Source organism: Mesorhizobium sp. ORS 3428 (assembly GCF_001854785.1).
In the GTDB taxonomy this organism is placed as follows: Bacteria; Pseudomonadota; Alphaproteobacteria; order Rhizobiales; family Rhizobiaceae; genus Mesorhizobium.
Genome location: NZ_MDFL01000114.1, coordinates 79306 through 105457 on the forward strand (window position 1 = coordinate 79306; position 26152 = coordinate 105457).

The window sequence follows — 26152 nt, forward strand, 5'->3', positions numbered from 1 at the left end:
CCTGCCGGCACCTTCTCCCCGTGATGGAGAAGGGAAGCTCAAACCTCTCCGAACACCCGCTTGAAGATCGTGTCGACGTGCTTGGTGTGGTAGCCGAGGTCGAATTTCTCGCGGATATCGGCCTCGGGAAGCGCTGCCGCAACGTCCTTGTCGGCAAGCAATTCTTCAAGGAAATCAGCGCCTTGTTCCCACACCTTCATGGCGTTGCGCTGCACCAGCCGGTAGGCGTCCTCGCGTGACACGCCGGCCTGCGTCAGCGCCAACAGCACGCGCTGCGAATGCACCAGGCCGCGGAACTTGTTCAGGTTCTTCAGCATGTTCTCGGGGTAAACGAGCAGCTTGTCGACGACGCCGGTGAGGCGCGCCAGCGCGAAATCCAGCGTCACCGTCGCGTCCGGCCCGATCATGCGCTCGACCGAGGAGTGCGAGATGTCGCGCTCATGCCAAAGCGCCACATCTTCCATCGCTGGCATTGCGTAGGAGCGCACCATGCGGGCAAGGCCGGTCAGGTTCTCGGTGAGCACCGGGTTGCGCTTGTGCGGCATCGCCGACGAGCCCTTTTGCCCCGGCGAGAAATACTCTTCCGCTTCCAGCACTTCGGTGCGCTGCAGGTGGCGGATCTCGATGGCCAGGCGTTCGACCGACGAGGCGATGACGCCGAGGGTGGCGAAGAACATGGCGTGGCGGTCACGCGGGATGACCTGCGTCGATACCGGCTCCGGCTTCAGCCCGAGCTTCTTCGCCACATGCTCTTCGACATAGGGGTCGATATTGGCGAAAGTGCCGACCGCGCCCGAGATGGCGCAGGTCGCGACGTCTTCCTGCGCGTGCACCAGCCGCGCGCGGCAGCGCGAGAATTCGGCATAAGCCTGCGCCAGCTTGACGCCGAAGGTCGTCGGCTCGGCATGGATGCCGTGGCTGCGGCCGATGGTGATGGTGTCCTTGTGCTCGAAGGCGCGGCGCTTCAAGGCGGCGAGCAGCGCGTCAATATCGGCGAGCAGAATGTCGCCGGCGCGCTTCAACTGCACCGCAAGGCAGGTGTCGAGCACGTCGGACGAGGTCATGCCCTGGTGGATGAAACGGGCATCCGGCCCGACGAATTCGGCGAGATGGGTGAGGAAAGCGATGACGTCGTGCTTGGTGACACGCTCGATCTCGTCGATCTTTTCGACGTCGAATTTCGCGGCGCCGCCCTTTTCCCAGATGGTTTTCGCGGCTTCTTTCGGAATGACGCCGAGCTCGGCCAGCGCATCGCAGGCATGCGCCTCGATCTCGAACCAGATGCGGAACCGGGTTTCAGGCGACCAGATGGCGACCATGTCCGGCCGGGAATAGCGAGGGATCATCGTTTGGTGTCCTGCCTGGGAAAAGCTTCGGCCGCGTCCTAACAGAGGCCGGCCCAATGCTCAACGCCGCTGCCGCGCAAACCAGGTGCAGGCGACGACGAGTGCGGCGAAGCGAAAGGAAATAGACACGGCTGATGCCAGCGCTCGATCCGTCTCATCGGCGTCATGCCTATCATGTCATGGTGAACAAGACGGGCCGCTCGATGCATCCAATCCGGCGCTCATTTGTTATTGTCGTCTGTCCCCAAAGGGCGCGGCCACCATTTCAACGGAGGACCAGCATGACCACCGACACAAGCAAGATCCGCCAGCATATGGAAGTGATCGGCGCCGATGGCGTCCACGTCGGCACCGTCGACAAGGTCGACGGTCAGCGCATCAAGCTGACCAAGGCCGACAGCGGCATGGGCATGCACAAAGGCCATCACCACTACATTCCGCTGGCCCTGGTCGCGGAGATCGACGAAAAGAAAGTCTGGCTGTCGGCCAATTCGGATGTCGCGGTGACCTTCGAGGAAGAGAAGTCCGATCCGACGTGATCGGCAGGATTGGACGCGATTGCGGACGGCAACCGCTTTGCACTGTTCCTGGAATTGCTCAGCGCGACGACCAGACCGGAAACAAGTCGCCGTCGGTAGGCGTTGCGGCATGGACGCCGCGACTGATCGCGCGCGCCATGGTGGCGCCGGCCGCCGCATAGAGGTCGATCGCTGCGTCGGTGCTGAGCTCAATACCGCTCCGGCCGGTCGCCAGAGCAAAGACCAGGTCGCCGTCGGCCGGTGTGTGCGTCGGCCAGATGGCGCGTGCGAACCCGTAATGTGCCGAAATCGCCAGCCGCTTGGCGGCTGCCTTGGTCAAAACCGCGTCGGTAGCGATGACCGCAATCGTCGTGCTGCTGCCCTCCGGCTGCGCCCCTATATGCCTGTCGCGGTATTTCAACAGGATCTTTCGGGCGTCTTCGGGTATCGAATCGGGATAGCCCAGGCCGCCGAATTCGTCGCCGATCTCGAAGGGCGCCGCCCAGAAATGCCGGCTGCGGCCGACCGTCACCGAGCCGGTCGGATTGACGGCAGCGAGCGCGCCGATGGTGACTCCGCTGTCGTGCACCGTCGAGGCTGAGCCCAGCCCGCCTTTCAACCCCGAAGTCAGCGCGCCGGTGCCGGTCCCTGCCGTGCCGATCGCGAAGTCGGCCGCCGCTGCCTGCACCGCCTCATAGCCCAGCTCGCGATAGGGCGGATAGCGGCCCCAATCCTTGTCGCCGCCATTGCGCAGATCGAACAGGATCGCCGCCGGCACGATCGGCACCCGGAAGCCGCCGACCTCGTAGCCGATGTTTTTCTCCCGCAATGCCGCCTGCACGCCGGAGGCGGCATCCAGGCCGAAGGTCGAGCCGCCGGATAGAACTACCGCATGAATGGCCTCGATCAGGTTCTGCGGCTCGAGCAGGTCGGTCTCGCGCGTGCCCGGCGCGCCGCCCAGCACCTGGACGCCAGCCACCGCCGGCTCCTCGCACAGCACCACCGTGACGCCGGATTTCAGCCTGGCGTCGGCGGCGTTGCCGACGCTGAGGCCGGCGACATCGGTGATCAGGTTACGAGGTCCGGTGCGGAACATCACTTTTCCTCCAGCGGAAAAAAACGGCTGCCGTCGAAGCGGAAGGCGCGAAACGGGTTCTGGCTGAGATCGCCCTTTTCGTCGAAGCGGATGGTGCCGATCGCGGTTGCGAAGTCATGTCCGGTCAGCGCCTCGGCGAGCGGCTTGGCGGAGCTTTGCGGGTCGACGGCCGCCGCCTTGGCGACCTCTACCGCGGCATAGGCCGGCAAGGTATAGCCATCCGTCACAATGTTCCTTTCGCCAAAGGTCTGCACGACCTTCGGGTCTGCGACGTCCGCCCATTCCGGCAATGCGATCATCAGCGTGCCGACCGCGTAGGGCACGCCGCTCGGCGGTATGCGCAGCGTCTCGCCGCCTGCGAAGGTGATGCCGGCRTTGAGCCGGGCAGCGTCGCGCCCCATGATGGCGATGTCGTCGCCGTCGCCGCCGGCAAACACTTTTGTGGCTCCCGCTTTCTTCAGGCGGCCAATCAGCCCGATCTGGTTGTCGAGCTGCGGCCGGAACGTGTCGACGAAGACCGGTTTCAGCGCCGCCTCTTCGGCGGCCGCGCGGAAGGTCTCGGCGATCTCCCTGCCATAGATGGTGCCGTCATCGACGATGGCGAACAATTCGTTCCGCCAGAGCCGGGTGAGGATCCTGGCCACCGCATTGCGTTCGTCGTCGCCGCGCGGCCCTAGCCGGTAGACGGGCCAGCCTGTCTTGACGCGCCTGTCCGTCAGGCTCTCGGTGCGTACGCCCACGGTGATGACCGGAATGTTGGCGTCCTTCAGGATTGGAAGCGCTGCCTCGATCGCCTCGGTGCAGAGGAAGCCCACGACGATATTGACTTTTGCGTCCACGAATTGCCTGGCGGCCGCGGCACCTCCATCGGCGGTGCATGCATCGTCGACCGTCTTGATCGTGACGCCATTCGCCTCCRCCGCCAAACCGGCGCCGTTCTGGATCTGCTGGCCGAGGATTGCCGATGGTCCGGAGAGCGGCGCCGCGACGCCCACCAGAACATCGGCATTGGCGCTCGCGGCCAGCGTCAGCCAGAGCAGCGCGGCTAATGTCGTCGTGGTATGGCGCATTCGGGCGAAGGGATCCTGCGTGCCGGAGCTACAGTCCGGCACTATTCCAGCAAAGACCTAAAGTCTGGCTAATCCCGGCGCAACTCGCGAATTTCAGGATAGCCGTCAAGCACTTCGCTTGTGGCATGCAATATGCCGCCATATATAACGGGCTGGTTTTGACAGGTGGATTATCGGTGCTGAAGATCAACGACATCGGGCCCCAGGCCTATCGCGATGCGATGGCGCATTTTGCCGGCCATGTGCATGTGGTGACCACCGACGGCCCCGCTGGCAAAAGGGGCGCCACGGTGATCGCCGCTTGCTCTGTTTCCGACACACCGCCGACAGTTCTCGTCTGCCTCAATCGCGAAAATCCGAAGAACGAGCCATTCATCGACAACGGCAACTTCGCACTGAACACGCTCGCATCGGACCAGGAAGCGCTTTCGGTCGGTTTTTCCGGCATGACCGGCCTGCCCCCGGAAGAGCGCTTCGCGCTCGGCGAGTGGGATGTGATCTCCACCGGCGCGCCGACGCTGAAAGGCGCGCTCGCCGTATTCGATTGCCAGATCATCGATGCCAAGGACCTTGCCACCCATCGTGTGCTTTTTGGCAAGGTGACAGGCCTGYGCATCGGCGATAATTTGCGGCCGCTGATCTATCACAACCGCGGCTACCACGTTCTGTGAGACGGGTGCGCGGGATCCACGGAGACAAGATGACCGCGCTTGCGCCGCGCCCCGCGCCGAAGTCGATCGATGAGACGCTCGACCTGCTGACCGGCGCGGACTATGTCGCGGATCGCTCGCTGGCGACGGTGCTGTTCCTGTCGCTGCGCATGCAGCGGCCGCTGTTCCTCGAAGGCGAGGCGGGCGTCGGCAAGACCGAGATCGCCAAGGTGCTGGCCGATGCGCTGGGCCGCCGGCTGATCCGCCTGCAATGTTATGAGGGGCTCGACGTCTCTTCGGCCGTCTACGAATGGAACTACGCCGCGCAGATGATCGAGATCCGCATGGAGGAGGCGGCGGGCAAGGTTGTGCGCTCCGACATGGAGCGCAACGTTTTTTCCGAAAAATACCTGATCCGCCGTCCGGTTCTCGATGCGCTGACCGGCAAGGCGGGCGCCGCGCCTGTCTTCCTGATCGACGAGCTCGACCGCACAGACGAGGCCTTCGAGGCGTTCCTGCTCGAGATCCTTTCGGACTTCCAGGTTACGGTTCCCGAGCTCGGCACGATCAAGGCGGAAGAGCCGCCGATCGTCATCATCACCACCAACCGCACGCGCGAGATTCATGACGCGCTGAAGCGGCGCTGCCTCTATCACTGGGTCGACTATCCGAGCGCCGAGCGCGAGCTGGAGATCGTGCGCCGCAAGGTGCCGCAGGCGAACAGCCGGTTGTCGGCCGAGGTCGTTTCCTTCATCCAGAAGCTGCGCCAGGTCGAACTGTTCAAGGCGCCAGGCGTCGCCGAGACGATCGACTGGGCAGGCGCGCTGACCGAGCTCGACAAGGTCGCGCTCGACCCGGAGACGGTTTCCGACACGATCGGCGTGCTTCTAAAATACCAGGACGACATTGCCCGCATCGAACAGGGCGAAGGCCGGCGCATCCTCAACGAGGTGAAGGCCGAGCTTTCGGCGGCGGAGTAGGCGCGATGGCGTCGCCGCGTCCGGAACCCAGGGAGGCGACAGCCGACGGGCGCATCGCCGACAACATCGTCTATTTCGCGCGTACGCTGCGCAAGGCGGGCATGCGGGTCGGACCGGCCTCCGTCAAGGACGCCATCGAGGCGGTGCTTGCCGCCGGTATCGGCTCGCGCGACGATTTCTACTGGACACTTCATGCGGTGCTGGTCTCACGGCACGAAGATCACCCCGTCTTCGACGAGGCGTTTCGCCTGTTCTGGAAGTCGCGCGAGCTGATCGAGAAGATGCTGGCGATGTTTTCGCCGGTGGCGCCGGATACGAGTGAGAAACAGAAGCCGCGCGCGGCCGAGAACCGCGTCAGCCAGGCGATGTTCGAAGGCCATAACAAAAACCAGCCGGTGCGGGAAGTGCCCGAGATCGAAGTCGACGCGCGCCTTACCTTCTCCGGTAATGAGGTGCTGCGTGCCAAGGATTTTGCCCAGATGGATGCCGCCGAGATGGCCGAGGCCAAAAAGGCGATCGCGGCCCTGCGGCTGCCCTTCGATCTGGTCCGCACGCGCCGCTTCAAAGCTGATGCGCAAGGGCGGCGCATCGATCCGCGCGCCATGATGCGCTTTGCCGCGCGGACCGGCGGGGCGCTGATCCTGCCGAAATTCCGCTCTAGGCGCGAGGTGCATCCGCCGCTGGTGGTTCTGGCCGACATTTCCGGCTCAATGAGCCAATACACGCGCATCTTCCTCCACTTCCTCCACGCATTGACGGAAAAGCGGCGGCGCGTGCACGCCTTTGTCTTCGGCACGCGGCTGACGAACCTCACCCGCCAGATGCGGCATCGCGATCCGGACGAGGCGCTGGCCGAATGCTCGATGGCCGTGAAGGACTGGTCCGGCGGCACTCGCATCGGCGACACGCTCGCCGAATTCAACAGGCTGTGGTCGCGCCGCGTGCTGGGGCAGGGCGCCGTGGTGCTCCTGATCACCGACGGACTGGAGCGCGACGACGTCACCGGACTGTCGGGCGAAATGGAGCGGCTGCACAAGTCCTGCCGGCGGCTGATCTGGCTCAATCCGCTTTTGCGCTTCGACGGGTTCGAGGCACGCGCCCGCGGCGTAAAGGCGATGCTGCCGCATGTCGACGAGTTCCGCGCGGTRCACAATCTTGATGCGCTGGCTGATCTTTGCGCCTCGCTCGACTGGCGGTCGGCGGGCTCCGTTGACCCCGGTCGCTGGCTCCAAACTGGCGAGAGGCGCGCAGCGTAGCCATATGTCTTACGCCCTGAAAAAACAGACTCTGAGAGAAGCGACCATGGAACACAGCATCTATCTCGATGAGGCTCGCGACCCGCTGATCATAGCGGAGGGCTGGATGAAGGACGGCAAGGATGTCGCCATCGCGACCGTGGTCGAAACCTGGGGTTCTGCACCGCGTCCGGTCGGCAGTCATCTGGTCATCGACGCCGAGGGCAATTTCCAGGGCTCCGTTTCCGGCGGCTGTGTCGAGGGCGCGGTCGTGGCGGAAGCGATCGATGTCATCGATACCGGCAAGGCGAAGATGCTGGAGTTCGGCGTTGCCGACGAAACCGCCTGGCAGGTCGGCCTTTCCTGCGGCGGGCGCATCAAGGTCTATGTCGAGCGCTTGGGCTGATCACTTATGGATCCGTACGTCCTCAAGACATTGAATGAAGCGCGCCGCGCCCGGCGCGCCGCCGTTCTGGTCACCGATCTCGGCGATGGCCGCGACCGCATCGTGCGCGAGGGCGACCATGTCGCGGGCGATCTTGGGGCGGCGATCGCCAGGGCGTTCCGCACAGGCAATTCGGGAACCGTCGACGCGGAGGGGCGGACTTTCTTTCTCAATGCGCATCTGCCGCGCCCGCGCCTCGTGGTGATCGGCGCGGTGCATATCAGCCAGGCGCTGGCGCCGATGGCCAGGATCGCCGGCTATCCGGTCGAGATCGTGGACCCGCGTACGGCCTTCGCTACGCCAGAACGCTTCCCGGATGTCGTGCTGCATGCCGAATGGCCCGAGGATGTGCTGAAGCGCCAGCCGCTCGACAGCTACACCGCGCTCGCCGCGATCACGCACGATCCGAAGATCGACGATTTCGCGCTGAAGGCGGCTCTCGACGCCGGATGCTTCTATGTCGGCGCGCTCGGCAGCAGGAAAACCCACGCCAAGCGGGTCGAGCGCCTGCTAGCGCTGGGCGCCGGTGCCGACCAGATCGCCCGCATCCATGCGCCAATCGGGCTGGACATCGGGGCCGCGAGCCCTGCCGAGATCGCCGTCGCCATTCTCGCGCAGGCGATTTATGCCTTCCGCTCGCGCGGCCTCGAGGCCAAGGGTGCAGTGGCGTGAAGTTCGGTCCGGTTCCGATCGAGCAGGCTGAAGGTGCGGTGCTGGCGCATGCGACCACCGCCGGCGGGCGGCGGCTGCGTAAGGCACATCGGCTGAGTGGCGAGGACGTTGCGGTGCTGAAGGCGGCCGGTGTCAGCGAAGTCGTCGCAGCGGTGCTGGCGCCCGGCGATCTTGGCGAGGATGCCGCGGCCGAAAAGATCGCCTTGAGCATGACCCATCGCAACATCGAGACGAAGCCGGCCGCGACGGGACGCGTCAATCTGCATGCGGAAAACGCGGGTATCTTCACTGTCAACACCGAAATGATCGACGCCATCAATGCCGTCGATCYGGCCATCACCATCGCGACGCTGGCGCAGCACGCCCCGGTCGAGAAGGGTCAGATGGTGGCGACGGTGAAGATCATTCCCTTTGCCGTCGCCGGAAGCTTGGTTGATCTGGCGGTCAAGATTTGTGCCGCCGGCGAGATATTTGCCGTCAACGCCTACAAACCCGTCAATGTCGGCGTCATCCAGACGACGCTGCCCAGCGTCAAGCCGAGCGTGCTCGACAAGACGCTGCGCGTCACCGAGGCGCGGCTGGCGCGTTCCGGTGGCCGGCTGGCGGCGGAGCGGCGCACGCCGCACGAAATCGCCCCCGTCGCGGAAGCCGCGAGAGCGCTGGCCCGCGACAACGACATGGTGGTGATTTTCGGCGCCTCGGCGCTGGCCGATTTCGCCGACGTCATTCCGGCCGCGATCGAGAAGGCGGGCGGTACGGTGATCCGCGCGGGCATGCCGGTCGATCCCGGCAATCTCCTGGTGCTTGGAATGCTCGACGGCAAGCGCGTCATCGGCGCGCCCGGCTGCGCGCGCAGCCCGAAGGAGAATGGCTTCGACTGGGTGCTTGACCGGCTGATTGCCGGGCTCGACGTGACGGCACGCGACATTGCCGGCATGGGTGTCGGCGGGCTGCTGATGGAAATCCCGTCCAGACCGCAGCCGCGCGAGCCGTTCCCGGTGAGAGCGGAGCCCAAGGTCGAGATCGTGCTTCTCGCCGCCGGCCGGTCCAGCCGCATGGGTGGACCGAACAAGCTGCTGGCGCTGTTTGACGGCAAGCCGCTGGTGCGCCGCACCGCCGAGCGCGCGCTGGGGTCGAAGGCCGCCAGCACCATCGTCGTCACCGGCCATCAGCGGCAGCGGGTCCGCTCGGCGCTTTCAGGTCTCAAGGTCACACTCACCGACAATCCGGACTTTGCCGACGGTCTGGCTTCCTCGCTCAAAGCTGGCATTGCAAAGGTTGCGCCCGACGCTGCCGGCGCCATGATCGTCCTCGGCGACATGCCGGGCATCTCGTCGAAGGATCTCGACAGCCTGATCGATGCATTCCGCAAATCCGGCGGGCGCGCGGTCGTGCGCGCCGCGCATCTCGGAAAACGCGGCAACCCGGTGCTGTTGCCGCGCTCGTTGTTTTCCGCCGTCGCGCATCTCGAGGGCGACACCGGCGCGCGGCATCTGGTCGAGGCCGAGGGGCTCGACGTCATCGACGTCGAGATCGGAAAGGCGGCCTCGATCGACGTCGACACACGCGAGGCGCTGGAAGGCGCCGGCGGCGTCCTACAGGATTGACAAAGCGGAGTCGAAGCACGCATGGCTCGGCTATGGCTCTCCCTTTTCGCTTTCGTCGCCGGTTACCCCCCTCTGGCCTGCCGGCCATCTCCCCCTCAAGGGGTGAGATCGGCAGTTTCTGCCGCGGCGCGCATCCAGCTACGCCGGCGATTGGCGAAAGCCGTCGCGACATCCAATCTCCCCCCTTGAGGGGGAGATGGCCGGCAGGCCAGAGGGGGGTATCCACGCTCCATGCCTGTCTCATTTCGCTGCTTTTCCTCTTGTCCGTCACCTCAGCCAACGCTCTTGAGCTGAAACCCTACAAGGACGAACTGTTCGCCTACCCGGCGGCGCTGTCGAGCGGCGACAACGGCGCCTACACGGTCCTCGACTATTATGAGATGCGCGACATCAACCAGCGCGACGAGGTGCCGGAAAAGCGCGTGCATGCGCAATATACCGACCCCGGCGTGCGCAAGGTCCAGCAGGACCTGATGCTCAAGACGGAGGCCGGCGATGTCAGGCATGTCGCGGTCGGCCAGACCGAAGGGGCCTCCATTATCGTGCTTTACCTGCACGGGCAGGGCGGCAGCCGCAAGCAGGGCGTCGACGACTTCACCTTTGGCGGCAATTTCAACCGCATCAAGAACCTGATGGCCGAAAATGGCGGGCTCTATCTCTCGCCGGATTTCCCCGATTTCGGCGAAAAGGGCGCCGCGCAGGTGGCGGCGCTGATCRACCACTATGCCGAGAAATCGCCCGGTGCGAAAATCTTCGTCGCCTGCGGCTCGATGGGCGGCATGCTCTGCTGGAAGCTTGCCGATCGCAAGGACACGGGCGGGCGCATCAACGGCCTGCTGCTGCTCGGCTCGCTCTGGGACGAGAGCTTTCTGACCAGCCCCGCCTTCAAGCGCCGTGTGCCGGTGTTTTTCGGCCAGGGCAGCCATGACGTGGTGTTCGCCGTGGCAAAGCAGGAGGCGTTCTTCCGCTCGATCCTCGCCAAGTCGAAGACCTATCCGACACGCTTCGTCCGTTTCGAAACCGGCACGCACGGCACGCCGATCCGTATGGTCGACTGGCGCGGCACGCTGAACTGGATGCTGACGAAAGCGCCTTAGGGCTGTTGAGATTCAGGTGAGGCCGGCCTGCAAATAGCGGCTTCCTGCGCTTCCGGTGCTCACGTACTTCAAGTACGCTCCGCTCCGGTTCTCGGAAACCACCATTTTCGGCTCGGCCTGACCTGAATCTCAACAGCCCTAATCACGGACGTTGCTCAGGGCGGGGTGTTGTAGTCCAGAACGGTCTCGGGGTTGATCTCGCCGTCATAGGAGGCATCGACGTCATATTGCACCAGCGAGAAATTGCCGTTGCGGAACAGATAGGTGCCGCTTGAAGAAGCGTCGCCGACGCCGCGCCATTTGTTCATGGACGTGATCGTCCTGGTCTTGTCGTCATAGTCGGAATTGACCAACTGGTCGTCGGTCTGAAAGCCGATGATATGGATGCCCTCGACCTTGCCTTCGCTGTTGTTGTTTTCGTAACGAATGTCGAGCTCCGGCGCGGCGAATTGCAACTGCCTGACGCCGGCGACGTCATCGTAAATGTAATAGACCGCGCTCTCATTGTAGGCCGCCATCCGGCAGAAGAAGCGGAATAGCCGCGTCTCCCGTTCCGGCTCGTCGGCTCCGGCGTCCTTGTCCTTGTAGCGGATGGAGTAGGCGTCCGGCTCGCCGGCAGGCTTACCGTCCGGGTTTTGCTTGTCGCACTGTTCGCCGTAGGCGGCGAGGAATGCCTTTTTGGCCTGCTCCAGCGCCTCGTCCTTCTTCGGCGGTGGCGGGCCGTCGCCGCAGCTGGCCGGGACGGCACCCTCGAAATCCGAAGTCGACGGCTTCAGAACGCCCTTGTCGATGAAGATCGGCTGGAACGGCGGTTCCTGGACCTGGGCATTGACCTGGCGCAGCGTGTAGCAGCCGGCAAAGACCTTGGCCTCGCCCTTCTTGTCGGTGGCCTGGATGGCGACGGGAACATTGTAATAGATGCTGCCGGCGGCGCCCTCGTTCGAAACGGCACCGGTCTTGACCTCGACACTGTCGGTGCCGTCATAGCCCTTGACGAAAGTGTTGAAATCCTTTGCCGGCTTTGTATCGCCATAATAGCCCCAGGCGCGGGCGAACTCGTGCCGGTTGATGGCGCTGTAGAGCGAGCGGATGACGGYAGCCGCATCCGAGCGGTCATCGATATAGGGCGCCTCGGCGGCGAGAGCCGACTGGCCTGTTACAACTACAGAGAAGAAGGCGGTTGYTGCAAGAAAGGCGCGTCTCATCGGGATCCTCCAATCCGGATGGAGACAACTAGCATAGCGATTGCGGCGGTGCGGTGACGCTTGAAGAATCGTCTGTGGAAGCGCTAGCTCCACCAAACGACTGGGAGAAGGCAATATGACGATTTCGATGTACGACGCTTCGGTTTCGGTGTTTTCGGCCAGGCTGAAGTCGCTGTCCAACATTCTGGCGCTGGCCGAACAGAATGCGGCCGAACGCAAGATCGATCCGCAGGTGTTTTTGACTGCGCGGTTGGCGCCCGACATGTTCGCCCTGACGAGGCAGGTGCAGATCGCCACCGACCACGCCAAAGGCGCGCCATCGCGGCTCGCCGGYCGCGAGGTACCGAAATATGAGGACAACGAGGCAAGCTTTGCGGAGCTGCACGCCCGAATCGCCAAGACGCTCGATCATCTGGCGACGTTCTCGGCTGCCGATCTGGAGGGCTCGGAGGAGCGGACGATTGAGCTCAGGCTTGCCGGGCGCGAGGTCTCGATGAGCGGGCTGCGGTATCTGCTCGACGCCGCCATGCCGAACTTCTATTTCCACGTCACCACGGCCTACGACATCCTGCGGCACAATGGCGTGCCGCTGGGCAAGGCGATGTTCCTCGCACGCTGAAGAACAGGAGGTTTCCCGGCGCAGCCGGGAACCCTTCTTTTGGTTTCTTGCCATTCCTGGCGGAAAACCGCTGCGGGCTTTTCCCGGAATTGCCCGGGCGCTGCGTTCAGCGCATCGACATTTCGCGGGCAATACGCGGGAAATCGGCCGGCTTGACGCCGATATCGGCACGGTCCGCGTTGCTCATCGCGTTGAGAAGCGCGAGCGCCGCGCGGTAACGCTGCTGTTCCTGCGGCCGCGGCCGCGCGAACATTTCGGTGAAGAACCCCATACCTCAGGCCCCTAGTTTGTCCTCCACACGCCCATGATATAGGTGATTTGTTACGATTGTGCAGTGCAGCAATTGCATGGCAGCCATGCCTGGCGAATTTCTTTTCGTCACAATCGATTCGATGTGAAACTTTCCGGCAGGCCCGATCGTACGCTCCATTCCGGCGCATGGCCGGCCTTTTTCCTCGCCACTCCTGGCGATCTTGCCGGGCTGCGTGAAAATGCAGTCCGGCTTTTCATTTCGGTCCTGCTGGCAGCGGCTGTCCGGGCCCGAAACGCCTGCAATTGTTAAGGTGGTCGGCATTCATTTTTAACGAGAGCGATCTATGGTCGGGGCGATAGTGAATGCCGTCGCGACAGGGGGAGGCTGAGATCGGCACCGGGAACAAGCTCGATTTCRCTTCCTTGCTCGACGATCTGATCATCGCCTCCGAGAGGGGCGAAGATGGCGGCGCGGGGCTCTCCATACCGTTCGACTATCTGTCGGTGGCGGACGAGCTTCACTCCGGCCGCATCAAGGTTGCGGGCGAGAGCGTCGCCGCCGAATACCGCGAGGCAGGCGCTGATCTTGCCGCCGAATTCGCAGCGCTTCTCGATCAGGCAAAGCTGACACTCGCCGGGGAGGAGTTTCGGCCCGAGGAAAARCTGCCGCCGATCGATCCCGAATCGATTGCCGGCGAGCTCGGCCTCGACCGTCCCGGCAAGAATGCCGATTTCGGCCGCATGCGGCGCAGCTTTGCCTTCGCCAACCATCCGGACCGTGTCGCCCCGCATCTGCGCCCGCGCGCCATGATCCGCATGCAGGTGGCCAACATGCTGATCGACGAGGCCAAGCGGCGCGCGCTGGCCGGCGCACGCCGTTAAAGCGCGTCGCGCTGAAACTTATTCAGACCACGCGCTTTAAGTCTCTGTTTTGATGCACGTCGTTCCCCCAAAACCGCTGCGCACTTTGGGCGACATGCATTAGAGCTGTCTCGCCATTCACGCAAAAGTCGACGGCCGCAGGGCTTGGAGAAGCTCCTGCCTTTGCTTTATGGTTGAACTTCCTCCCCGCGCAGCCGCGCAAACCTCCCGCCGGAGAAAATTCCATGCAAAAACGCCGCCTCGGTCGGACCGATCTCCTTGTTTCGCAAATCTGCCTGGGGTCGATGACCTGGGGACAGCAGAACACCGAGGCCGAGGGCCATGCCCAGATGGATCTGGCTTTCGCGCGCGGGGTGAATTTCATCGACACGGCCGAGCTTTACCCCATCCCGCCCAAGGCGGAGACGCAAGGGCGCACCGAGACAATCATCGGCAGCTGGATGAAGGCGAAGGGCAACCGCGACAAGGTCATCATCGCGTCGAAAGTGGTCGGCCGCACGGCCAACACCTGGTTTCGCGGCGATCGACCTTCGAAGCTGGTGCGAGGCGACATCTTCGACGCGGTCGAGAAGTCGCTCGCCAAGCTTCGCACCGAGTATATCGATCTCTACCAGATCCACTGGCCGGACCGGGATATTCCGTGGGGTTCGAACCCGACGCGGGTCGGGGCGGTAGCGCGGCGGGCCGATGCCGTCGGCGCGCCTGCCGGCGAAACGCCTATCGCCGAAACACTCGCCGTCTTCGAGGAATTGGTGAAGGCGGGAAAAATCCGCCATCTCGGCCTGTCGAACGAAAGTTCCTGGGGCGTTATGCGCTTCCTTGGCGAGTCCGACAGGGGCATCGGCCCGCGTGTCGCCTCACTGCAGAACGCCTACAACCTCGTCAATCGCACCTTCGAGGTGAACCTGGCGGAGGTATGCGAGCGCGAAGAAGTGTCGCTGCTTGCTTACTCGCCGCTGGCACAGGGCTATCTCACCGGCAAATATGATCACGGCGCGCGGCCGCTCGGCTCGCGCTCTCAGCTCTTCAACCGCGGCCAACGCTACGAGACGCCGAATGCCGCCGAAGCGCTGCTCGAGTACAACAAGCTGGYGCGCTCCTTCGGCATGGAGCCGGCGCTCTTCGCCAACGCCTATGTGTCGAGCCGGCCGTTCGTCACCTCGAACATTGTCGGCGCAACAAACGTCGCGCAACTCGACACGGCGCTGTCCTCGGTCGAGGTCAGGTGGACGGAGGAGATGCAGAAGGCGGTCGACGCCGTCCACCAGCGCGTCGGCAATCCGTGCCCGTGAACGGGAATTCATAGAGAAGAACGAAGGGATAGAGACGATGGCAGATTTTCCGATCGAAGCTGTGCGCGGAAAATTTCCGGCGCTTTCGCTGACCGACAAGGGCCGCCGGCGCATCTATCTCGACAATCCGGCCGGCACGCAGGTGCCGCAGGCGGTGGCCGAGGCGGTATCGCGCTGCCTTCTCACCACCAACGCCAATCTCGGCGGCTACTTCGAAACCACGGTCGCGGCGCAGCAGGTGGTCGACGACGCGCATGCCGCGATGGCCGATTTCCTCGGTGCGGCCAGCGTCGAGGAGATCATCATCGGCGCCAACACGACGACGCTGACCTACCACATGTCGCGCACAATCGGTCGCACGATGAAGCCCGGCGACGAGATCATCGTCACCCGCATGGACCATGAGGGCAATGTCTCGCCCTGGCTGCAGCTTGCCGAGGATCTCGGTCTTGTCGTGCGCTTCCTGCCGTTCGACGAGCAGAGCTGGCAGGTCGAGGAAGCGGCGCTGCAGGCRCTGATTTCGGAAAAGACGCGGCTTGTGGCGCTGAACTATGCCTCGAACCTCACCGGCTCGATCAACAGGGTGAAGGCGCTGACGGCGATCGCCAAACAGGCCGGCGCGCTGGTCTATGTCGATGCCGTGCAGTTCGCACCGCACGGGCTGATCGATGTTCGGGCGCTGGGTTGCGATTTCCTGGTCTGCTCGGCCTACAAATTCTTCGGGCCGCATATCGGCATATTGTGGGGCCGCCGCGACGTAATCGACGCGCTCGAGCCTTATAAATGCCGCTGCTCCTCCAACGGCTTGCCGGAGCGGTTCGAGCTCGGCACGCTGCAAATCGAGCTGATGGCCGGACTGACGGCTGCCGTCGATTATTTCGCCGATCTGGGTGCGGCCGCAGGCGAGGGCGGTTCGCGGCGGCAACGCATCGCCAGGGCCTTCGAGATGTCGATCGCCTATGAAAATGCCCTGGCCCGGCAACTGATCGAAGGCCTGTCGGATATCGAGGGCCTGACCATCCGCGGCATCACCGACTTGAACCGGCTCCACGAGCGCGTGCCGACGGTGTCCTTCACGGTCGAGGGCATAGCGCCGGAGACGATCGTGAAGCTGATGAATGCCGAAAACATCTTCCTCTGGTCCGGTCACAATTATGCGTGGGAGATCGTCCACCAGTTAGGCATCCCGCCGGAGCAGGGCGTCGTGCGCATCGGCATCGCGCACTACAACACGGCAGCCGAGATCGAGGAGACGCTGGAAAGCGTGCATCGCGTGATCGCGATGCTGAGGCAGCAGCGCCGCTAGCGAACTATCGCTGCTTGCCGCCGAAGCCGGTCAGAAACGCGGTGAGGTTGTCGCCGAGCGCATCGCAGAGATAGCCGCCTTCCTGGACGATGACCGTCGGCAGGCCGAGCCCGGCGATAGCCTCGCCGATGCGCGAGAAGCCGGGCGTCGTCACCGACAGTCCGCCGAACGGATCGCCTTCGAAGGCATCAAGGCCGAGCGCCACCACCAGCGCTTCCGGCGCGAAGGCAACGATGCGCCGGAAGGCTGTCGCCAGTGCTTCGAGAAATGCCTCATCGCCGGATTTTCGGGGCAGCGGCAGGTTGAGATTGTAGCCGAGGCCGGCACCTTCGCCGCGCTCATCGGCATGGCCCCAGAAGAAGGGATAGAATCGTACCGGATCGGCATGCAGCGAGACCGTGAGCACGTCGGGCCTCGCGTAAAAGATGCCTTGCGTGCCGTTGCCGTGATGCAGATCGACATCGAGGATGGCGACACGCGCGGCGCTCCTGCGCAGCACCTGCGCCGCGACCGCCGAATTGTTGATGAAGCAGAAGCCGCCGGCGACGTCGGCGAAGGCATGGTGCCCTGGCGGCCGGCAGAGCGCATAGGCCGAAGCAGCGCCCGCCATCACTGCTTCTGCCGCTTCCACCGCGCTCCAGGCGCTCGAGAGCGCGCTGTTCCAGGTCTCGGCCGAGATCGGGCAGGCGGTGTCAGCCATATGATACCCGGCCTGGCCGACCGCCGAGGCGGGGTAGGAGCCGTTGCGGGCGATCGGGTGGATGTTGGGGATGACTTCCGCCGAGGCGCCTTCGATCCGCTGCCAGCGTTCGAAGATGTGCTCGAGGAAGTCGAGATATTCTGGCGTGTGCACGGCGGCGATCGGGCCGAGGCCGTATTCCTTCGGCCTCTCGATCGTCAGGCCGGCGGATCTTGCGCCAGCTAACAATCGCTCGACCCGTTCAGGCTTCTCGGGGTTGGGCTGCGGCGCGCCGCTGGAGAGGAAGGCTTTCGGGTCGTGGCGCTTCTGTTCCTCGGCATAGAAGGCTTTCATCGTCATTCCTCCGGCGCGTCGGCAAAAGCGAAGAAGGCATCGCCGACGATCTTTTGCACCTGCTCGTAATTCGACCAGCCGATGCCCAGCCTTTCATAGAAGGCCTTGGCGGTCTCGTTGTCGGTATCGACAGAAAGTCTGAGATAGACGCCGCCGGCCGCTCGGCACTCCCTGGCCACGCGCCGCAGCAGTTTTTCACCGATGCGGCGGCCGCGAAAGCGGTCCTCGACATAGAGGTCCTGCACATAGACGCCCGGCCGGCCCATCCAGGTCGAGAAGATGGGGAAATGCAGGCAGAGCCCGGCAAACTCGCCGTCTACCTCGGCGATCAGGGTCGAGAAGGCGGGGTTTTGGCCGAAGCCGTAGCGGCGGAGGTCGTCGGGGGTGGATTTGATTTCCTGATGCGCATCGATGTGTGCGCCGAGCTTGAGCAGCGCGGCGTGGATCGTCTCGACGTCGCCGATGCGGCCGGGGCGGAGGGTGACGGACTGCGAAGATAGGGGCGTGTTCACTGAAGGTAAGGCGCCCAGGCACCCCCCTCTGTCCTGCCGGACATCTCCCCCGCAAGGGGGGAGATCGGATGTCGCATGGGCTTTCGCCAATCTCCGACGTTGCAAGATGGGTGGCATGGCTGACGCTGCCAATCTCCCCCCTTGCGGGGGAGATGGCCGGCAGGCCAGAGGGGGGTGGGAAGAAACGCAAGCATCTGAGATTGACTTTATCTCAAAACGCCACCCGGTCGCCGCCTTTCAGCGCCAGCATTTCGCGCGCTTCGGCTGGGGTTGCGACCTCCAGCGACAATCCCTCGATAATGCTGCGGATGCGGCGAACCTGGTCGGCATTGGACTTCGCCAGCTGACGCCCGTCATAAAGGCTGTCCTCCAGCCCGACGCGGACATTGCCGCCCATGGCGGCGGCGATCGAGATCAGCGGCATCTGGTGGCGGCCGGCCGCCAGAACCGAGAACTGGTAGCTGTCGCCGAACAGTTTGTCGGCGATGCGCTTCATGTGGACGAGATTGTCGGGATCGGCGCCGATGCCGCCGAGGATGCCGAGCACGAACTGGAGGAACAGCGGTCCCGACACCAGGCCGCGATCGCGCAAATGCGCCAGCGAATAGAGATGGCCGACATCGTAGCATTCGAATTCGAACCGTGTGCCGCAGCCTTTGCCGAGCTTCTCCAGGATCGCTTCCATATCGGCAAAGGTGTTCTTGAAGATCGTGTCGCGGGTGGCTTCGAGCAGCTTCGGTTCCCATTCGTGCTGCCACTCGCGCGGCCGCTCGAGCATCGGGAACAGCGCGAAATTCATCGAGCCCATGTTGAGTGAGCACATTTCGGGCTGAGCCCTGAGCGGTGCGGCCAGCCGCTGGTCGAGCGTCATCAGCGACGAGCCGCCGGTGGTGATGTTGATCACTGCATCGGTCGCCTGCTTGATGCGCGGCAGGAACTGCATGAACACGTCCGGATCGGCGGTCGGCCTGCCGTCCTTCGGGTCGCGCGCGTGCAGGTGCAGGATCGAGGCGCCGGCTTCCGCTGCGGCGATGGCGTCCGCCGCGATCTGATCAGGCGTCACCGGCAGATGCGGTGACATCGACGGCGTATGCACCGAGCCGGTGACGGCGCAGGTGATGATGACTTTGCGCTGCGCCATCGCTTTGTCCTCAGCCTTCGACCGGCAGGTCGAGTTCGGCGGCGAGCGCTTCGAGCGAATCGCCGATGATCGCGATCATTTCGCCGATCTGCTCGCGGGTGATGATCATTGGCGGCGCCACCATGAAATTGTCTCCGTCGACGCCGCCCTTGACCTTGCGGCCATAGATGATCAGGCCGCGCGCATAGGCGAGATCGAGCAGGCGCTGCGTCGCCTTGCGGGTCGGGTCGATCGGCTTCAGCGTTTCGGGATCTGCGACCATTTCGGCACCCAGCAGCAGGCCCTTGCCGCGCACATCGGCGATGAAGGGGAAGCGCTTTTGCAACTCCTGCAACTCGCCGATCAGCACGTCGCCCATTGCTGCGGCATTGGCGATGAGGTCGAGCCGATCCATCTCGGCGAGCACGGCGCGGCCGGCCGCACAGGCAAGCGGATTGCCGGCATAGGTGTGGCCGTGCTGGAAGCCGCCGGAGGCAAGCAGCGGCTCGACCAGTCGCATCGGTGCCGCCAGCGCGCCGAGCGGCGCATAACCCGAACCCAGCCCCTTCGACAGCGCGACGATGTCGGGCTTGCAGTTCCAGTGGTCGCCGCCGAGGAATTTGCCGGTGCGGCCGGCGCCGCTCATCACCTCGTCATGGATCAGAAGAATGCCGTAGCGGTCGCAGATCTCGCGAATACGCGGATAGTAGCTGTCGGGCGCGACAAGGGCTGCCGTCGCCGCGCCGCCGACCGGCTCCATGATGAAGGCGAGCACGCTCTCCGGACCCTCGGCCTGGATCTTTTCCTCCAGCATATCGGCGTAGCGGATGCCGCGCTCTTCCATCGACAGGTTGTCGCGGTCGCGCCAGGCGGTGGGCGCCGGCACCGTCGGCATCACCCGCATCAATGGGGTGAAGGTCTCGGCGAGCGCATCGTCGCCGGTGACGGCGAGCGAGCCCAGCGTGCCGCCGTGATAGGAGGGGAAGCGGGTGATCACTTTCCAGCGCTTCGGCTGGCCGGTGGCGACCGCCCATTGCCGGGCGAGCTTGATGCACGACTCGGTCGCTTCCGAGCCGCCGGAGACGAAGAAGATGCGGTCCAGGCCCTCGGGAAGCTTGCGCGCCAGTTCGCGCGCCAGTTCTTCCGCCGGCTCGTTTTCGAAATGCAGCCGGTAGGCGAACGTGGTCTTGTCCATCTGCCGCTTCATGGCGTCGAGCACGTTGCGGTTGGAATGACCGATATTGGCGACCATCGGGCCGCTCGATCCGTCGATGAAGCGGCGTCCGTCCTTGGTCCAGAAATAGATGCCTTCGGCGCGGTCGACGAGCGGGCGGCGCAGGCTGGATAGGTAGAACAGATGCGATGGCGGCCGCGCTTCGGCGTCGGGCGAGGGCTGCATGTTCAGTTTCTGCATGTCAGGACTTTCCGAGATAGCGGTCGAGAACATTCTTGGTCACGCGTTCGACCATCGCGTCCTGCCTCAGCAGGCCGGCGACCCATTCGCAGCTTCCGGCATGGAAGACTTCGCCCTTGCCACGCGCGAAGTTGACTATCATGCCGTTGCCGCGCTTGACCTTGTCGAGATTGGTGTCGCTCGCCTCGCCGAACAGCGTCTCGGCGGTGAAGCGGCCGTCCTCGTCGGTGAGGAACTGGTCCTCGATCGGAATATCGGCGCTTTCCTCGACCTGGCTCGCCATGCCGACGGCCAGCACCTGCAAGCCGTCCGGCGCGCCGCTCTCTGCAGTCGGGTAGGGCAGGCCGCCGCGGATCTCGAAATCGAGCCCGTCGACCTCATAGCCGTAGACATGGCTGTCGGCGCCGAGCAGGTCGCCATAATAGATGCCGGTGCCGGCAAAGGCCCAATGCTCGGGCCGATAGACGGGAAAGCCGCGCACGCCGCGCGGCGCGCAGCCGCCCCAGCCGGCATAGACGCCCCTGGTGGCGTTGAGGCCGAAAGTTGCACTGCCCGGACGGCCGATCTCCGGCGCTTCCCAGGAATTGGTGGCGCGGGTGACATCACCGTCGCGATAGGCCGGGTCCTCGGCGCGGGCGCGGTATTTATAGCAGACCTGGCGGCGGCCCCCGTCCTCCAGCCTGGTCTGCCACATGAAATTGCCGGCAAAGCGCGCCGCATGGCCGCCGCGCTCGACATAATTGTCCACGGCGTCGCGCATCTCCCAGGTCCAATATTCGTCATGGCCGACGAAAACGACGCAGTCATAGCCGTCGAGGACTTCAGGCGAGAAATGCAGCTCGTGCTGGCTGGCGAGATCTACCTGATAGCCGGCGCGCTCGGCGAAGCGGAAGAAGTGGCTGTCGTAGCTCGCCCAGCCGGAAGAGGCGTATTTCTTCGAGTGGCCTGTGGCGAAGGCCCATTCCATATGCGGATAGCGCGGCACGGTCGTCGGCGGCACCGCAACCTCAAGCGGCACGCGCGGCGCGTCCTTGGGCAGCACGACGAAGCCGCGGCACCAGGGCCGTTGTGTCGACACCATCGTCGCATACTGGTCGCGGTTCGGGCCGGTGATGCCCTGATAGTGATTGGAGCCGCCCCAGGTGTTGTAGGCGAGCCAGGTGCCGGTTGCCGCGATCTGCAGCAATCGGCCGGGCTTGCGCCCAAACAGGGGCGCGACGATGAAGAGGTGGTGGCAGTGGATCGGCTTGCCGTCGCGGCCATCGGCCGTGAGCGTCACGCGATAGGCGCCCGACGCCCAGTCGTCACCGACTCGGAATTCGAACGATGCTTCCCAGCCGCAGCCTTCGACCGAGCATTGGTCGGGCGTGTCCTGCCAGCTTGCCGACAGGCGCGCGCCCTCGAAGACCTTGGTYTCAATGCCGCCGTCGCGGACGATGGCAATGTTGAATTGCGGGGCTGTCGAACTGATGAAAAGCGTCACCGTCTCGCCTTGCCGATAGGAAAAGYGGTCGCTGTAACACCAGATCTCGCCGCGACCGCCATCCATGCCCGGCCATTCGTAATAATGGCCGCGCACCGCTTCGCGGCGCTGCTCGGGCGTCAGCCCGAAATCGGGGAATTCAGCGGGCAGTTGCGTCAAACGATCACCTGGAAACCAAGAGGTCGCCATTGAGACCATTGGCCGGCCAAGCGTCAATTGGAAACGATCGGGCCAGCAAGCGCTTGGCGGTATCCGGCAAACGGACTATTTCATGTTAGGTCTGTTGATATTCAGGTGAGGCCGGCCTGCCAATGGCAGTTCCCTGCGCTTCCGGTGCTCACGTACTTCAAGTACGCTCCGCTCCGGTTCTCGGAAACCGCTCTTTTCGGCTCGGCCTGACCTGAATCTCAACAGACCTAGGCCAAGGTTTCGCACTAGGAGCCGCCATGCTGCGCGTGCAAAGGATCAGGGTCGACGACATCTATGTGCCGGCTGCGCGCCGCAAGACGCTGCATCCAGAGACCGTTCGCCACCTCGCCGAGGATATTCTCGAGAACGGCATGAAGACACCGATCCAGGTGCGTCACGACGGCAAACGCCACGTCCTTGTCGAAGGACTGCACCGGCTCGAAGCCGCCAAGTGGCTGGGCGAGACCACCATCGATGCCTATCTCGTCCAGGCCAGGCGCCACTGACACTGGAGCACCCAGCCTGTCACATCACAGCAAGCGATCACGTTCCATCAATGCTTTTTGATTGACGCTGCGATGCCCGCCGGTACCGTGCCGGCACTCCAAAAACCTTGAGTGCCTGCGATGACCAAATACCAGGGCGGATGCCTGTGCGGAGCGGTGCGATACCGCGCCGCGGCCGAACCGATCAACGAGCGCGTCTGCCATTGCCGGATCTGCCAGAAGGCGATCGGCGCGGCCTTCAACGCGCGGCTTTTGTTCCGCATCGACGATGTGACGATCGAAGGACCGGTCGCAACGGTCAATTCCTCGCCTGACCTCAAGCGCGGCTTCTGTCCGGCCTGCGGCACGACGATGTTTTCGCGCCGCGATTCCAGGGGCATCCTCGGCATCACGTCCGGCTCGCTAGACGATCCGTCCGTGTTCAAGCCCGACATGCATTTCTGGACAGCGTCCAGGCAGCCCTGGGTGCGGCTCGATGATGGCCTGCCGCAATATGAGGGTGGGCCACCCGCTTAAAGCGCGTCGCGATCTTCCAGATTCGCTCCATGCGCTTTAGGTTTTTGATTTTACGCATGTCTTTGTCCCGAAGCCGGTTCCCACTTTCGCGAGACTTGCTTTAACCTTCTCCCGAAAGAGGAGGTTAACGCTTGCACAAAAATTTCATCTTCGATTCACGAGATAGCCGGCAAAGTGTCATTGGCGGGCCATCATTGGCTGCCTATCTAAGCGCATGCGGGCCGGCATCGAGGAGGCGACGGATGAGCGAGAGCATCACCACCCTGGACGAGCTTTTGAACGACCCGATGATCCAGCTCGTGATGGAGCGTGACCACGTGCGCGCGGCCGACCTTCGCATGCTCCTGGAAAAGGCTCGCAACAGGGCCGTCGACGTCGATTCCCGTCTTGACCAACCGGTCGTGGTGCCGCCAGCGCATATCGTGGCCAGCAGCTGCCTCAAGCAATGGCTCTACCGCTGAGGCGATCCGGGAAAAGTGCTTTACGGCGACCGCGGCTCAGCTCGAATGAGCCGGCAAATAGCTGTAATGGCTACGGAAATAGGCGATCCTGAAGCCGAGCCGCGCATAGTTGCGGTAGGCCGGACCGTCACGTTCGGGACGCGGCGCCTCGATATCGGCGACGAACAGATTCGCGCCGGCGGCGATGCCGTCGCGCACCAGCCTCTCGCCAAGCACGGCGTCGAGATCGAAGCTCGGCGCCATGATGCCAGGCACCGGCGCGTCGATGCCGCTCCAGGCGGCGCCGTCGGCGCCTATGAACAGTGAGCGAACCGCAGCCACCGCGCCATCACGCTTCAGCATGTAATGATGCCATCCCTTGCGACCGACCAGCGCCATGAGCCAGGGCGAGGTGGGCAGCCTGTATTTGCCGTCGATGAAGGCAGCCCATTCCGCGGCCGTTTCGTGCGTGACCTCCTCGACCGATGCGCCGTCGGCCGGGAAGAGCGATTCGGCGGGCGGCGGCGTCGCGTCGCGAAAGATGCGTTCCCAGCCACTCTGGTGCTGCAGCCCGCGCGCTTCCAGCCAGCATCGCAGCCGCGACGGCTCGGTATGCGGGCTCGTATAGAACCACGGCCGCAGGATGCCGGCCGCACGATAATGCGCCAGCAGCGCGTCGACCTCCTCCTCCGAGGCCGGAGCGTCGACGCCGATGTTCTTCACGCAGTTGAAATGGATGAACGGGATCGTCGTGCAGGTGGTCCAGACCAGGTCGCCGTCGCGCGCGATCGAAAGGTCGTGTCGCGCGGCGAAATCCGCGGGCGCGGCGTCGTAGAGATCTAGCCAGGCATTGACCTCGGCGCGCTCGATGGCGCGGCTCAGATCGCGCGAGACCTCCTCGGTCGCAATTTCCGGCCGGTGCGGTTCTGGCGGTGGCTGTAGTTCGGACAGGGCGGCGGTCTGCATGATCCTTCTCCGATTTGCCTTACAGCGTAAGATTAGCGAAGGATAATATGGCTGTGCCGGCTGTCAAGCAAGATTAGCGGCACCTTACAAATCCGTGAATTGGATTCCCTTTCCCGTGCCGTTAAGGCTGTCCGCAAGGGGCTTTTCGAATGACGATTTGCTTTCTTCTGGGGAAAGGACTGGGATGACCGACGTCTGTACGCAGGGACTGGATACCGGCTTTGTCGGCCTGGGTTATGCCAAGGTGGCATTTCTCGGCATCGTTCAAGGCATCACCGAATTGCTGCCGATCTCGTCCACCGCGCATATGCGCATCGTGCCGGCCGTGCTCGGCTGGCAGGATCCCGGCTCGGCCTTTTCGGCCGCCATGCAACTGGCGGCGCTGGCCGCGGTCGTCAGCTATTTCTGGAGCGATGTCAGGGATGTCGCCGTGGGCTCGCTCACAGCGATCGCCCGGCGCGATTTCGGCGACCGGTATTTCCGCCTGGCGATCAGCATCGTGCTGGCGACCATTCCGATCATCATCGTCGGCCTCGCGCTATCGGGCGTTCTCAATGCCTGCAATTCGCCACTGCGGAGCCTGGGCGTCATCGGCTGGGCCTGCATCGTCATGGCGATCCTGCTGGCGCTTTCGGAGATCTACGCCAAGCACAAGCTCACGCTTAACCAGGCTTCGATACTCGACGCACTGCTTGTCGGCGTCGCCCAGGTCGGTGCCTTGATCCCCGGCGTTTCGCGTTCGGGCTCGACGCTCACGGCGGCACTTGGGCTGGGTTTCGCCCGGCCGGAGGCGGCGCGCTTTTCCTTCCTGCTCGGCCTGCCGGCCATCGCGCTCGCCGGCCTGAAGGAGCTGTGGGAACTGCACAAGGTGCATCTCGGCGCCTATGGCTGGTCGGTCCTGGCGGTCGGCCTGGTCGTTGCCTCGATCTCGGCCTTCTTTGCCATCTGGGGACTGATGCGCGTGCTGGAGCGGTTTTCCGCTTGGCCCTTCGTCATCTATCGCGGCCTGCTTGGCGTCGTCCTGCTGCTGGGCCTGGCACTGGGATGGCTGTCATAGCCGATCCGGCACTGCCAGCGGCTCGCGCAAAAGGCGTGTGCCGCTTCGCCGGATTTCTCGGCTGCCTCTTCCTTGCGTTGCCGTCGGCGGCTGGCGCCGATGACCAAAAATCCTGGCAAGCCGGGCAATATTCTTTCTCCGACGAGCTCGGCGGATTTCGGATCCGATCCGTCTCGGGCACCGGGACCAAATCCGATCCGGTCGTTCTCGGCGAGGAATTGGAGTCTGCCGACCCCGTCATTCTGACGATCCGCTCAAGGCAGCTGACAGCCAACGCCACCGAGGGCATCCTCTATTTGCGGATCGTTGCGCTCAACGACAGCGGCCATCCATGGGTGGATTTCATGTTCGAGCTTCAGTCGATACTGAACGAGCCCAGCGACTTCGGCGACGGCCTGTCTTTCGACCAGACCCACACGCCTCCCGAATTCATTTCATCCGATAGTTTTGCGAAATACGACCGCCAGAACGARCCTTTCGACCGCCTGCGGTTTCTCGACGGCCATGTGGACGTCCTCCATCAGGCGGCTTTCGATTTCCTCGTCACCGATTTCAATCCCAAACGCGTTTTCTATCTGCTGCAGGATCCAGGCATCCCGGCCTCGTAGCAGTTTCCTTCGAAAAGGGTCGCCGAAAAGAATGCT

General features: G+C 63.8%; 28 protein-coding genes. 17 read left to right on the forward strand and 11 right to left on the reverse strand.

What is annotated here, in order from left to right; genetic code table 11:
• Positions 1–38: 38 nt before the first annotated feature.
• Entirely contained in the window at positions 39–1346 is a 1308-nt protein-coding gene (gene purB, locus ORS3428_RS12835; protein ID WP_071098179.1) for an adenylosuccinate lyase, read from the reverse strand.
• A 281-nt stretch (positions 1347–1627) separates the two neighbouring features.
• Here purB and ORS3428_RS12840 point away from each other — a divergent pair, with 281 nt between their 5' ends.
• Positions 1628–1885, forward strand: coding sequence for a DUF2171 domain-containing protein (locus ORS3428_RS12840; protein WP_071098181.1), 258 nt, complete (start codon positions 1628–1630; stop codon positions 1883–1885).
• A gap of 58 nt (positions 1886–1943) precedes the next feature.
• On the opposite strand, the gene ORS3428_RS12845 is transcribed toward ORS3428_RS12840, so the two are convergent.
• The gene (locus ORS3428_RS12845) at positions 1944–2960 is read right to left on the reverse strand and encodes a P1 family peptidase (RefSeq protein ID WP_071098183.1); all 1017 of its coding nucleotides are present in this window, start codon (positions 2958–2960) and stop codon (positions 1944–1946) included.
• Positions 2960–4030, reverse strand: coding sequence for a branched-chain amino acid ABC transporter substrate-binding protein (locus ORS3428_RS12850; RefSeq protein WP_071098186.1), 1071 nt, complete (start codon positions 4028–4030; stop codon positions 2960–2962). The genes ORS3428_RS12845 and ORS3428_RS12850 overlap by 1 nt, the downstream gene beginning before the upstream one ends.
• Before the next feature lie 176 nt (positions 4031–4206).
• On the opposite strand from ORS3428_RS12850, the gene ORS3428_RS12855 reads away from it, so the two are divergent.
• From ORS3428_RS12855 to ORS3428_RS12885, 7 genes are all read left to right on the forward strand, one after another.
• Positions 4207–4701, forward strand: a complete 495-nt coding sequence (locus ORS3428_RS12855; protein WP_071098286.1) for a flavin reductase — start codon at positions 4207–4209, stop codon at positions 4699–4701.
• Positions 4702–4730: 29 nt separating this feature from the next.
• A complete protein-coding gene (locus ORS3428_RS12860) occupies positions 4731–5660 on the forward strand; it encodes an AAA family ATPase (protein ID WP_071098188.1) in 930 nt (309 codons plus the stop codon).
• Positions 5661–5665: 5 nt separating this feature from the next.
• The gene (locus tag ORS3428_RS12865) at positions 5666–6916 is read left to right on the forward strand and encodes a vWA domain-containing protein (RefSeq protein WP_071098190.1); all 1251 of its coding nucleotides are present in this window, start codon (positions 5666–5668) and stop codon (positions 6914–6916) included.
• Positions 6917–6962: 46 nt separating this feature from the next.
• Positions 6963–7301, forward strand: coding sequence for an XdhC family protein (locus ORS3428_RS12870; RefSeq protein ID WP_071098192.1), 339 nt, complete (start codon positions 6963–6965; stop codon positions 7299–7301).
• A 6-nt stretch (positions 7302–7307) separates the two neighbouring features.
• Positions 7308–8012 (forward strand): XdhC family protein, encoded by a 705-nt coding sequence (locus ORS3428_RS12875; RefSeq protein ID WP_071098194.1) that lies wholly within the window; start codon positions 7308–7310, stop codon positions 8010–8012.
• Positions 8009–9619 carry an NTP transferase domain-containing protein gene (locus ORS3428_RS12880; RefSeq protein ID WP_071098196.1) on the forward strand — a complete coding sequence of 537 codons (1611 nt, stop codon included), beginning with the start codon at positions 8009–8011 and terminating at the stop codon, positions 9617–9619. The genes ORS3428_RS12875 and ORS3428_RS12880 overlap by 4 nt, the downstream gene beginning before the upstream one ends.
• A gap of 248 nt (positions 9620–9867) precedes the next feature.
• A complete protein-coding gene (locus ORS3428_RS12885; protein ID WP_071098288.1) occupies positions 9868–10716 on the forward strand; it encodes an alpha/beta hydrolase family protein in 849 nt (282 codons plus the stop codon).
• Between the two features lie 155 nt (positions 10717–10871).
• Here the strand turns inward: ORS3428_RS12885 and ORS3428_RS12890 are convergent, their stop codons facing one another.
• Positions 10872–11921: a DUF1176 domain-containing protein gene (locus ORS3428_RS12890; protein WP_071098198.1), complete on the reverse strand. Its 1050-nt coding sequence runs from the start codon at positions 11919–11921 to the stop codon at positions 10872–10874.
• 115 nt (positions 11922–12036) lie between these two features.
• Between ORS3428_RS12890 and ORS3428_RS12895 the strand changes: the two genes are divergently transcribed.
• A complete protein-coding gene (locus tag ORS3428_RS12895) occupies positions 12037–12540 on the forward strand; it encodes a DUF1993 domain-containing protein (protein ID WP_071098200.1) in 504 nt (167 codons plus the stop codon).
• Between the two features lie 106 nt (positions 12541–12646).
• On the opposite strand, the gene ORS3428_RS32430 is transcribed toward ORS3428_RS12895, so the two are convergent.
• The gene (locus ORS3428_RS32430) at positions 12647–12811 is read right to left on the reverse strand and encodes a DUF1127 domain-containing protein (protein ID WP_108723049.1); all 165 of its coding nucleotides are present in this window, start codon (positions 12809–12811) and stop codon (positions 12647–12649) included.
• 344 nt (positions 12812–13155) lie between these two features.
• On the opposite strand from ORS3428_RS32430, the gene ORS3428_RS12900 reads away from it, so the two are divergent.
• From ORS3428_RS12900 to ORS3428_RS12910, 3 genes are all read left to right on the forward strand, one after another.
• Entirely contained in the window at positions 13156–13674 is a 519-nt protein-coding gene (locus tag ORS3428_RS12900; protein ID WP_071098202.1) for a hypothetical protein, read from the forward strand.
• 224 nt (positions 13675–13898) lie between these two features.
• Complete coding sequence (locus tag ORS3428_RS12905; protein ID WP_071098205.1) at positions 13899–14966, forward strand: aldo/keto reductase; 1068 nt, start codon at positions 13899–13901, stop codon at positions 14964–14966.
• Between the two features lie 37 nt (positions 14967–15003).
• Positions 15004–16272 carry a cysteine desulfurase-like protein gene (locus tag ORS3428_RS12910; RefSeq protein ID WP_071098207.1) on the forward strand — a complete coding sequence of 423 codons (1269 nt, stop codon included), beginning with the start codon at positions 15004–15006 and terminating at the stop codon, positions 16270–16272.
• A 4-nt stretch (positions 16273–16276) separates the two neighbouring features.
• On the opposite strand, the gene ORS3428_RS12915 is transcribed toward ORS3428_RS12910, so the two are convergent.
• The 5 genes from ORS3428_RS12915 to ORS3428_RS12935 all read right to left on the reverse strand — a co-directional run bounded on the left by ORS3428_RS12915 (position 16277) and on the right by ORS3428_RS12935 (position 21993).
• On the reverse strand, positions 16277–17305 hold the full coding sequence (locus tag ORS3428_RS12915; RefSeq protein ID WP_071098210.1) for a histone deacetylase family protein: 1029 nt from the start codon (positions 17303–17305) through the stop codon (positions 16277–16279).
• 2 nt (positions 17306–17307) lie between these two features.
• The gene (locus ORS3428_RS12920) at positions 17308–17817 is read right to left on the reverse strand and encodes a GNAT family N-acetyltransferase (RefSeq protein ID WP_071098212.1); all 510 of its coding nucleotides are present in this window, start codon (positions 17815–17817) and stop codon (positions 17308–17310) included.
• A 211-nt stretch (positions 17818–18028) separates the two neighbouring features.
• Complete coding sequence (locus ORS3428_RS12925) at positions 18029–18958, reverse strand: 3-keto-5-aminohexanoate cleavage protein (protein ID WP_071098214.1); 930 nt, start codon at positions 18956–18958, stop codon at positions 18029–18031.
• Positions 18959–18968: 10 nt separating this feature from the next.
• Complete coding sequence (locus ORS3428_RS12930) at positions 18969–20351, reverse strand: aminotransferase family protein (protein ID WP_244507950.1); 1383 nt, start codon at positions 20349–20351, stop codon at positions 18969–18971.
• A 1-nt stretch (position 20352) separates the two neighbouring features.
• Complete coding sequence (locus tag ORS3428_RS12935) at positions 20353–21993, reverse strand: N,N-dimethylformamidase beta subunit family domain-containing protein (RefSeq protein WP_244507951.1); 1641 nt, start codon at positions 21991–21993, stop codon at positions 20353–20355.
• Between the two features lie 287 nt (positions 21994–22280).
• Between ORS3428_RS12935 and ORS3428_RS12940 the strand changes: the two genes are divergently transcribed.
• The 3 genes from ORS3428_RS12940 to ORS3428_RS12950 all read left to right on the forward strand — a co-directional run bounded on the left by ORS3428_RS12940 (position 22281) and on the right by ORS3428_RS12950 (position 23506).
• Entirely contained in the window at positions 22281–22529 is a 249-nt protein-coding gene (locus ORS3428_RS12940) for a ParB N-terminal domain-containing protein (protein ID WP_071098219.1), read from the forward strand.
• Positions 22530–22649: 120 nt separating this feature from the next.
• Entirely contained in the window at positions 22650–23045 is a 396-nt protein-coding gene (locus tag ORS3428_RS12945; RefSeq protein ID WP_071098221.1) for a GFA family protein, read from the forward strand.
• Positions 23046–23287: 242 nt separating this feature from the next.
• On the forward strand, positions 23288–23506 hold the full coding sequence (locus ORS3428_RS12950; protein WP_071098224.1) for a hypothetical protein: 219 nt from the start codon (positions 23288–23290) through the stop codon (positions 23504–23506).
• A gap of 36 nt (positions 23507–23542) precedes the next feature.
• On the opposite strand, the gene ORS3428_RS12955 is transcribed toward ORS3428_RS12950, so the two are convergent.
• On the reverse strand, positions 23543–24451 hold the full coding sequence (locus tag ORS3428_RS12955; protein ID WP_071098226.1) for a hypothetical protein: 909 nt from the start codon (positions 24449–24451) through the stop codon (positions 23543–23545).
• A 184-nt stretch (positions 24452–24635) separates the two neighbouring features.
• On the opposite strand from ORS3428_RS12955, the gene ORS3428_RS12960 reads away from it, so the two are divergent.
• On the forward strand, positions 24636–25508 hold the full coding sequence (locus ORS3428_RS12960) for an undecaprenyl-diphosphate phosphatase (protein ID WP_071098228.1): 873 nt from the start codon (positions 24636–24638) through the stop codon (positions 25506–25508).
• Positions 25496–26116 (forward strand): hypothetical protein, encoded by a 621-nt coding sequence (locus ORS3428_RS12965; protein ID WP_244507952.1) that lies wholly within the window; start codon positions 25496–25498, stop codon positions 26114–26116. Before ORS3428_RS12960 ends, ORS3428_RS12965 begins: the two co-directional genes overlap by 13 nt.
• The last annotated feature ends 36 nt before the right edge of the window (positions 26117–26152 follow it).

Excerpts from the sequence above, each read along its gene's own strand:
- ORS3428_RS12940 (WP_071098219.1), top strand. The coding sequence starts at position 22,281 with ATGCTGCGCGTGCAAAGGATCAGGGTCGACGACATCTATGTGCCGGCT.
- ORS3428_RS12950 (WP_071098224.1), top strand. The coding sequence starts at position 23,288 with ATGAGCGAGAGCATCACCACCCTGGACGAGCTTTTGAACGACCCGATG.
- purB (WP_071098179.1), bottom strand. The coding sequence starts at position 1,346 with ATGATCCCTCGCTATTCCCGGCCGGACATGGTCGCCATCTGGTCGCCT.
- ORS3428_RS12870 (WP_071098192.1), top strand. The coding sequence starts at position 6,963 with ATGGAACACAGCATCTATCTCGATGAGGCTCGCGACCCGCTGATCATA.
- ORS3428_RS12925 (WP_071098214.1), bottom strand. The coding sequence starts at position 18,958 with ATGGCGCAGCGCAAAGTCATCATCACCTGCGCCGTCACCGGCTCGGTG.
- ORS3428_RS12875 (WP_071098194.1), top strand. The coding sequence starts at position 7,308 with ATGGATCCGTACGTCCTCAAGACATTGAATGAAGCGCGCCGCGCCCGG.
- ORS3428_RS12945 (WP_071098221.1), top strand. The coding sequence starts at position 22,650 with ATGACCAAATACCAGGGCGGATGCCTGTGCGGAGCGGTGCGATACCGC.
- ORS3428_RS12960 (WP_071098228.1), top strand. The coding sequence starts at position 24,636 with ATGACCGACGTCTGTACGCAGGGACTGGATACCGGCTTTGTCGGCCTG.
- ORS3428_RS32430 (WP_108723049.1), bottom strand. The coding sequence starts at position 12,811 with ATGGGGTTCTTCACCGAAATGTTCGCGCGGCCGCGGCCGCAGGAACAG.
- ORS3428_RS12930 (WP_244507950.1), bottom strand. The coding sequence starts at position 20,351 with ATGCAGAAACTGAACATGCAGCCCTCGCCCGACGCCGAAGCGCGGCCG.
- ORS3428_RS12840 (WP_071098181.1), top strand. The coding sequence starts at position 1,628 with ATGACCACCGACACAAGCAAGATCCGCCAGCATATGGAAGTGATCGGC.
- ORS3428_RS12955 (WP_071098226.1), bottom strand. The coding sequence starts at position 24,451 with ATGCAGACCGCCGCCCTGTCCGAACTACAGCCACCGCCAGAACCGCAC.
- ORS3428_RS12860 (WP_071098188.1), top strand. The coding sequence starts at position 4,731 with ATGACCGCGCTTGCGCCGCGCCCCGCGCCGAAGTCGATCGATGAGACG.
- ORS3428_RS12915 (WP_071098210.1), bottom strand. The coding sequence starts at position 17,305 with ATGAAAGCCTTCTATGCCGAGGAACAGAAGCGCCACGACCCGAAAGCC.
- ORS3428_RS12845 (WP_071098183.1), bottom strand. The coding sequence starts at position 2,960 with ATGTTCCGCACCGGACCTCGTAACCTGATCACCGATGTCGCCGGCCTC.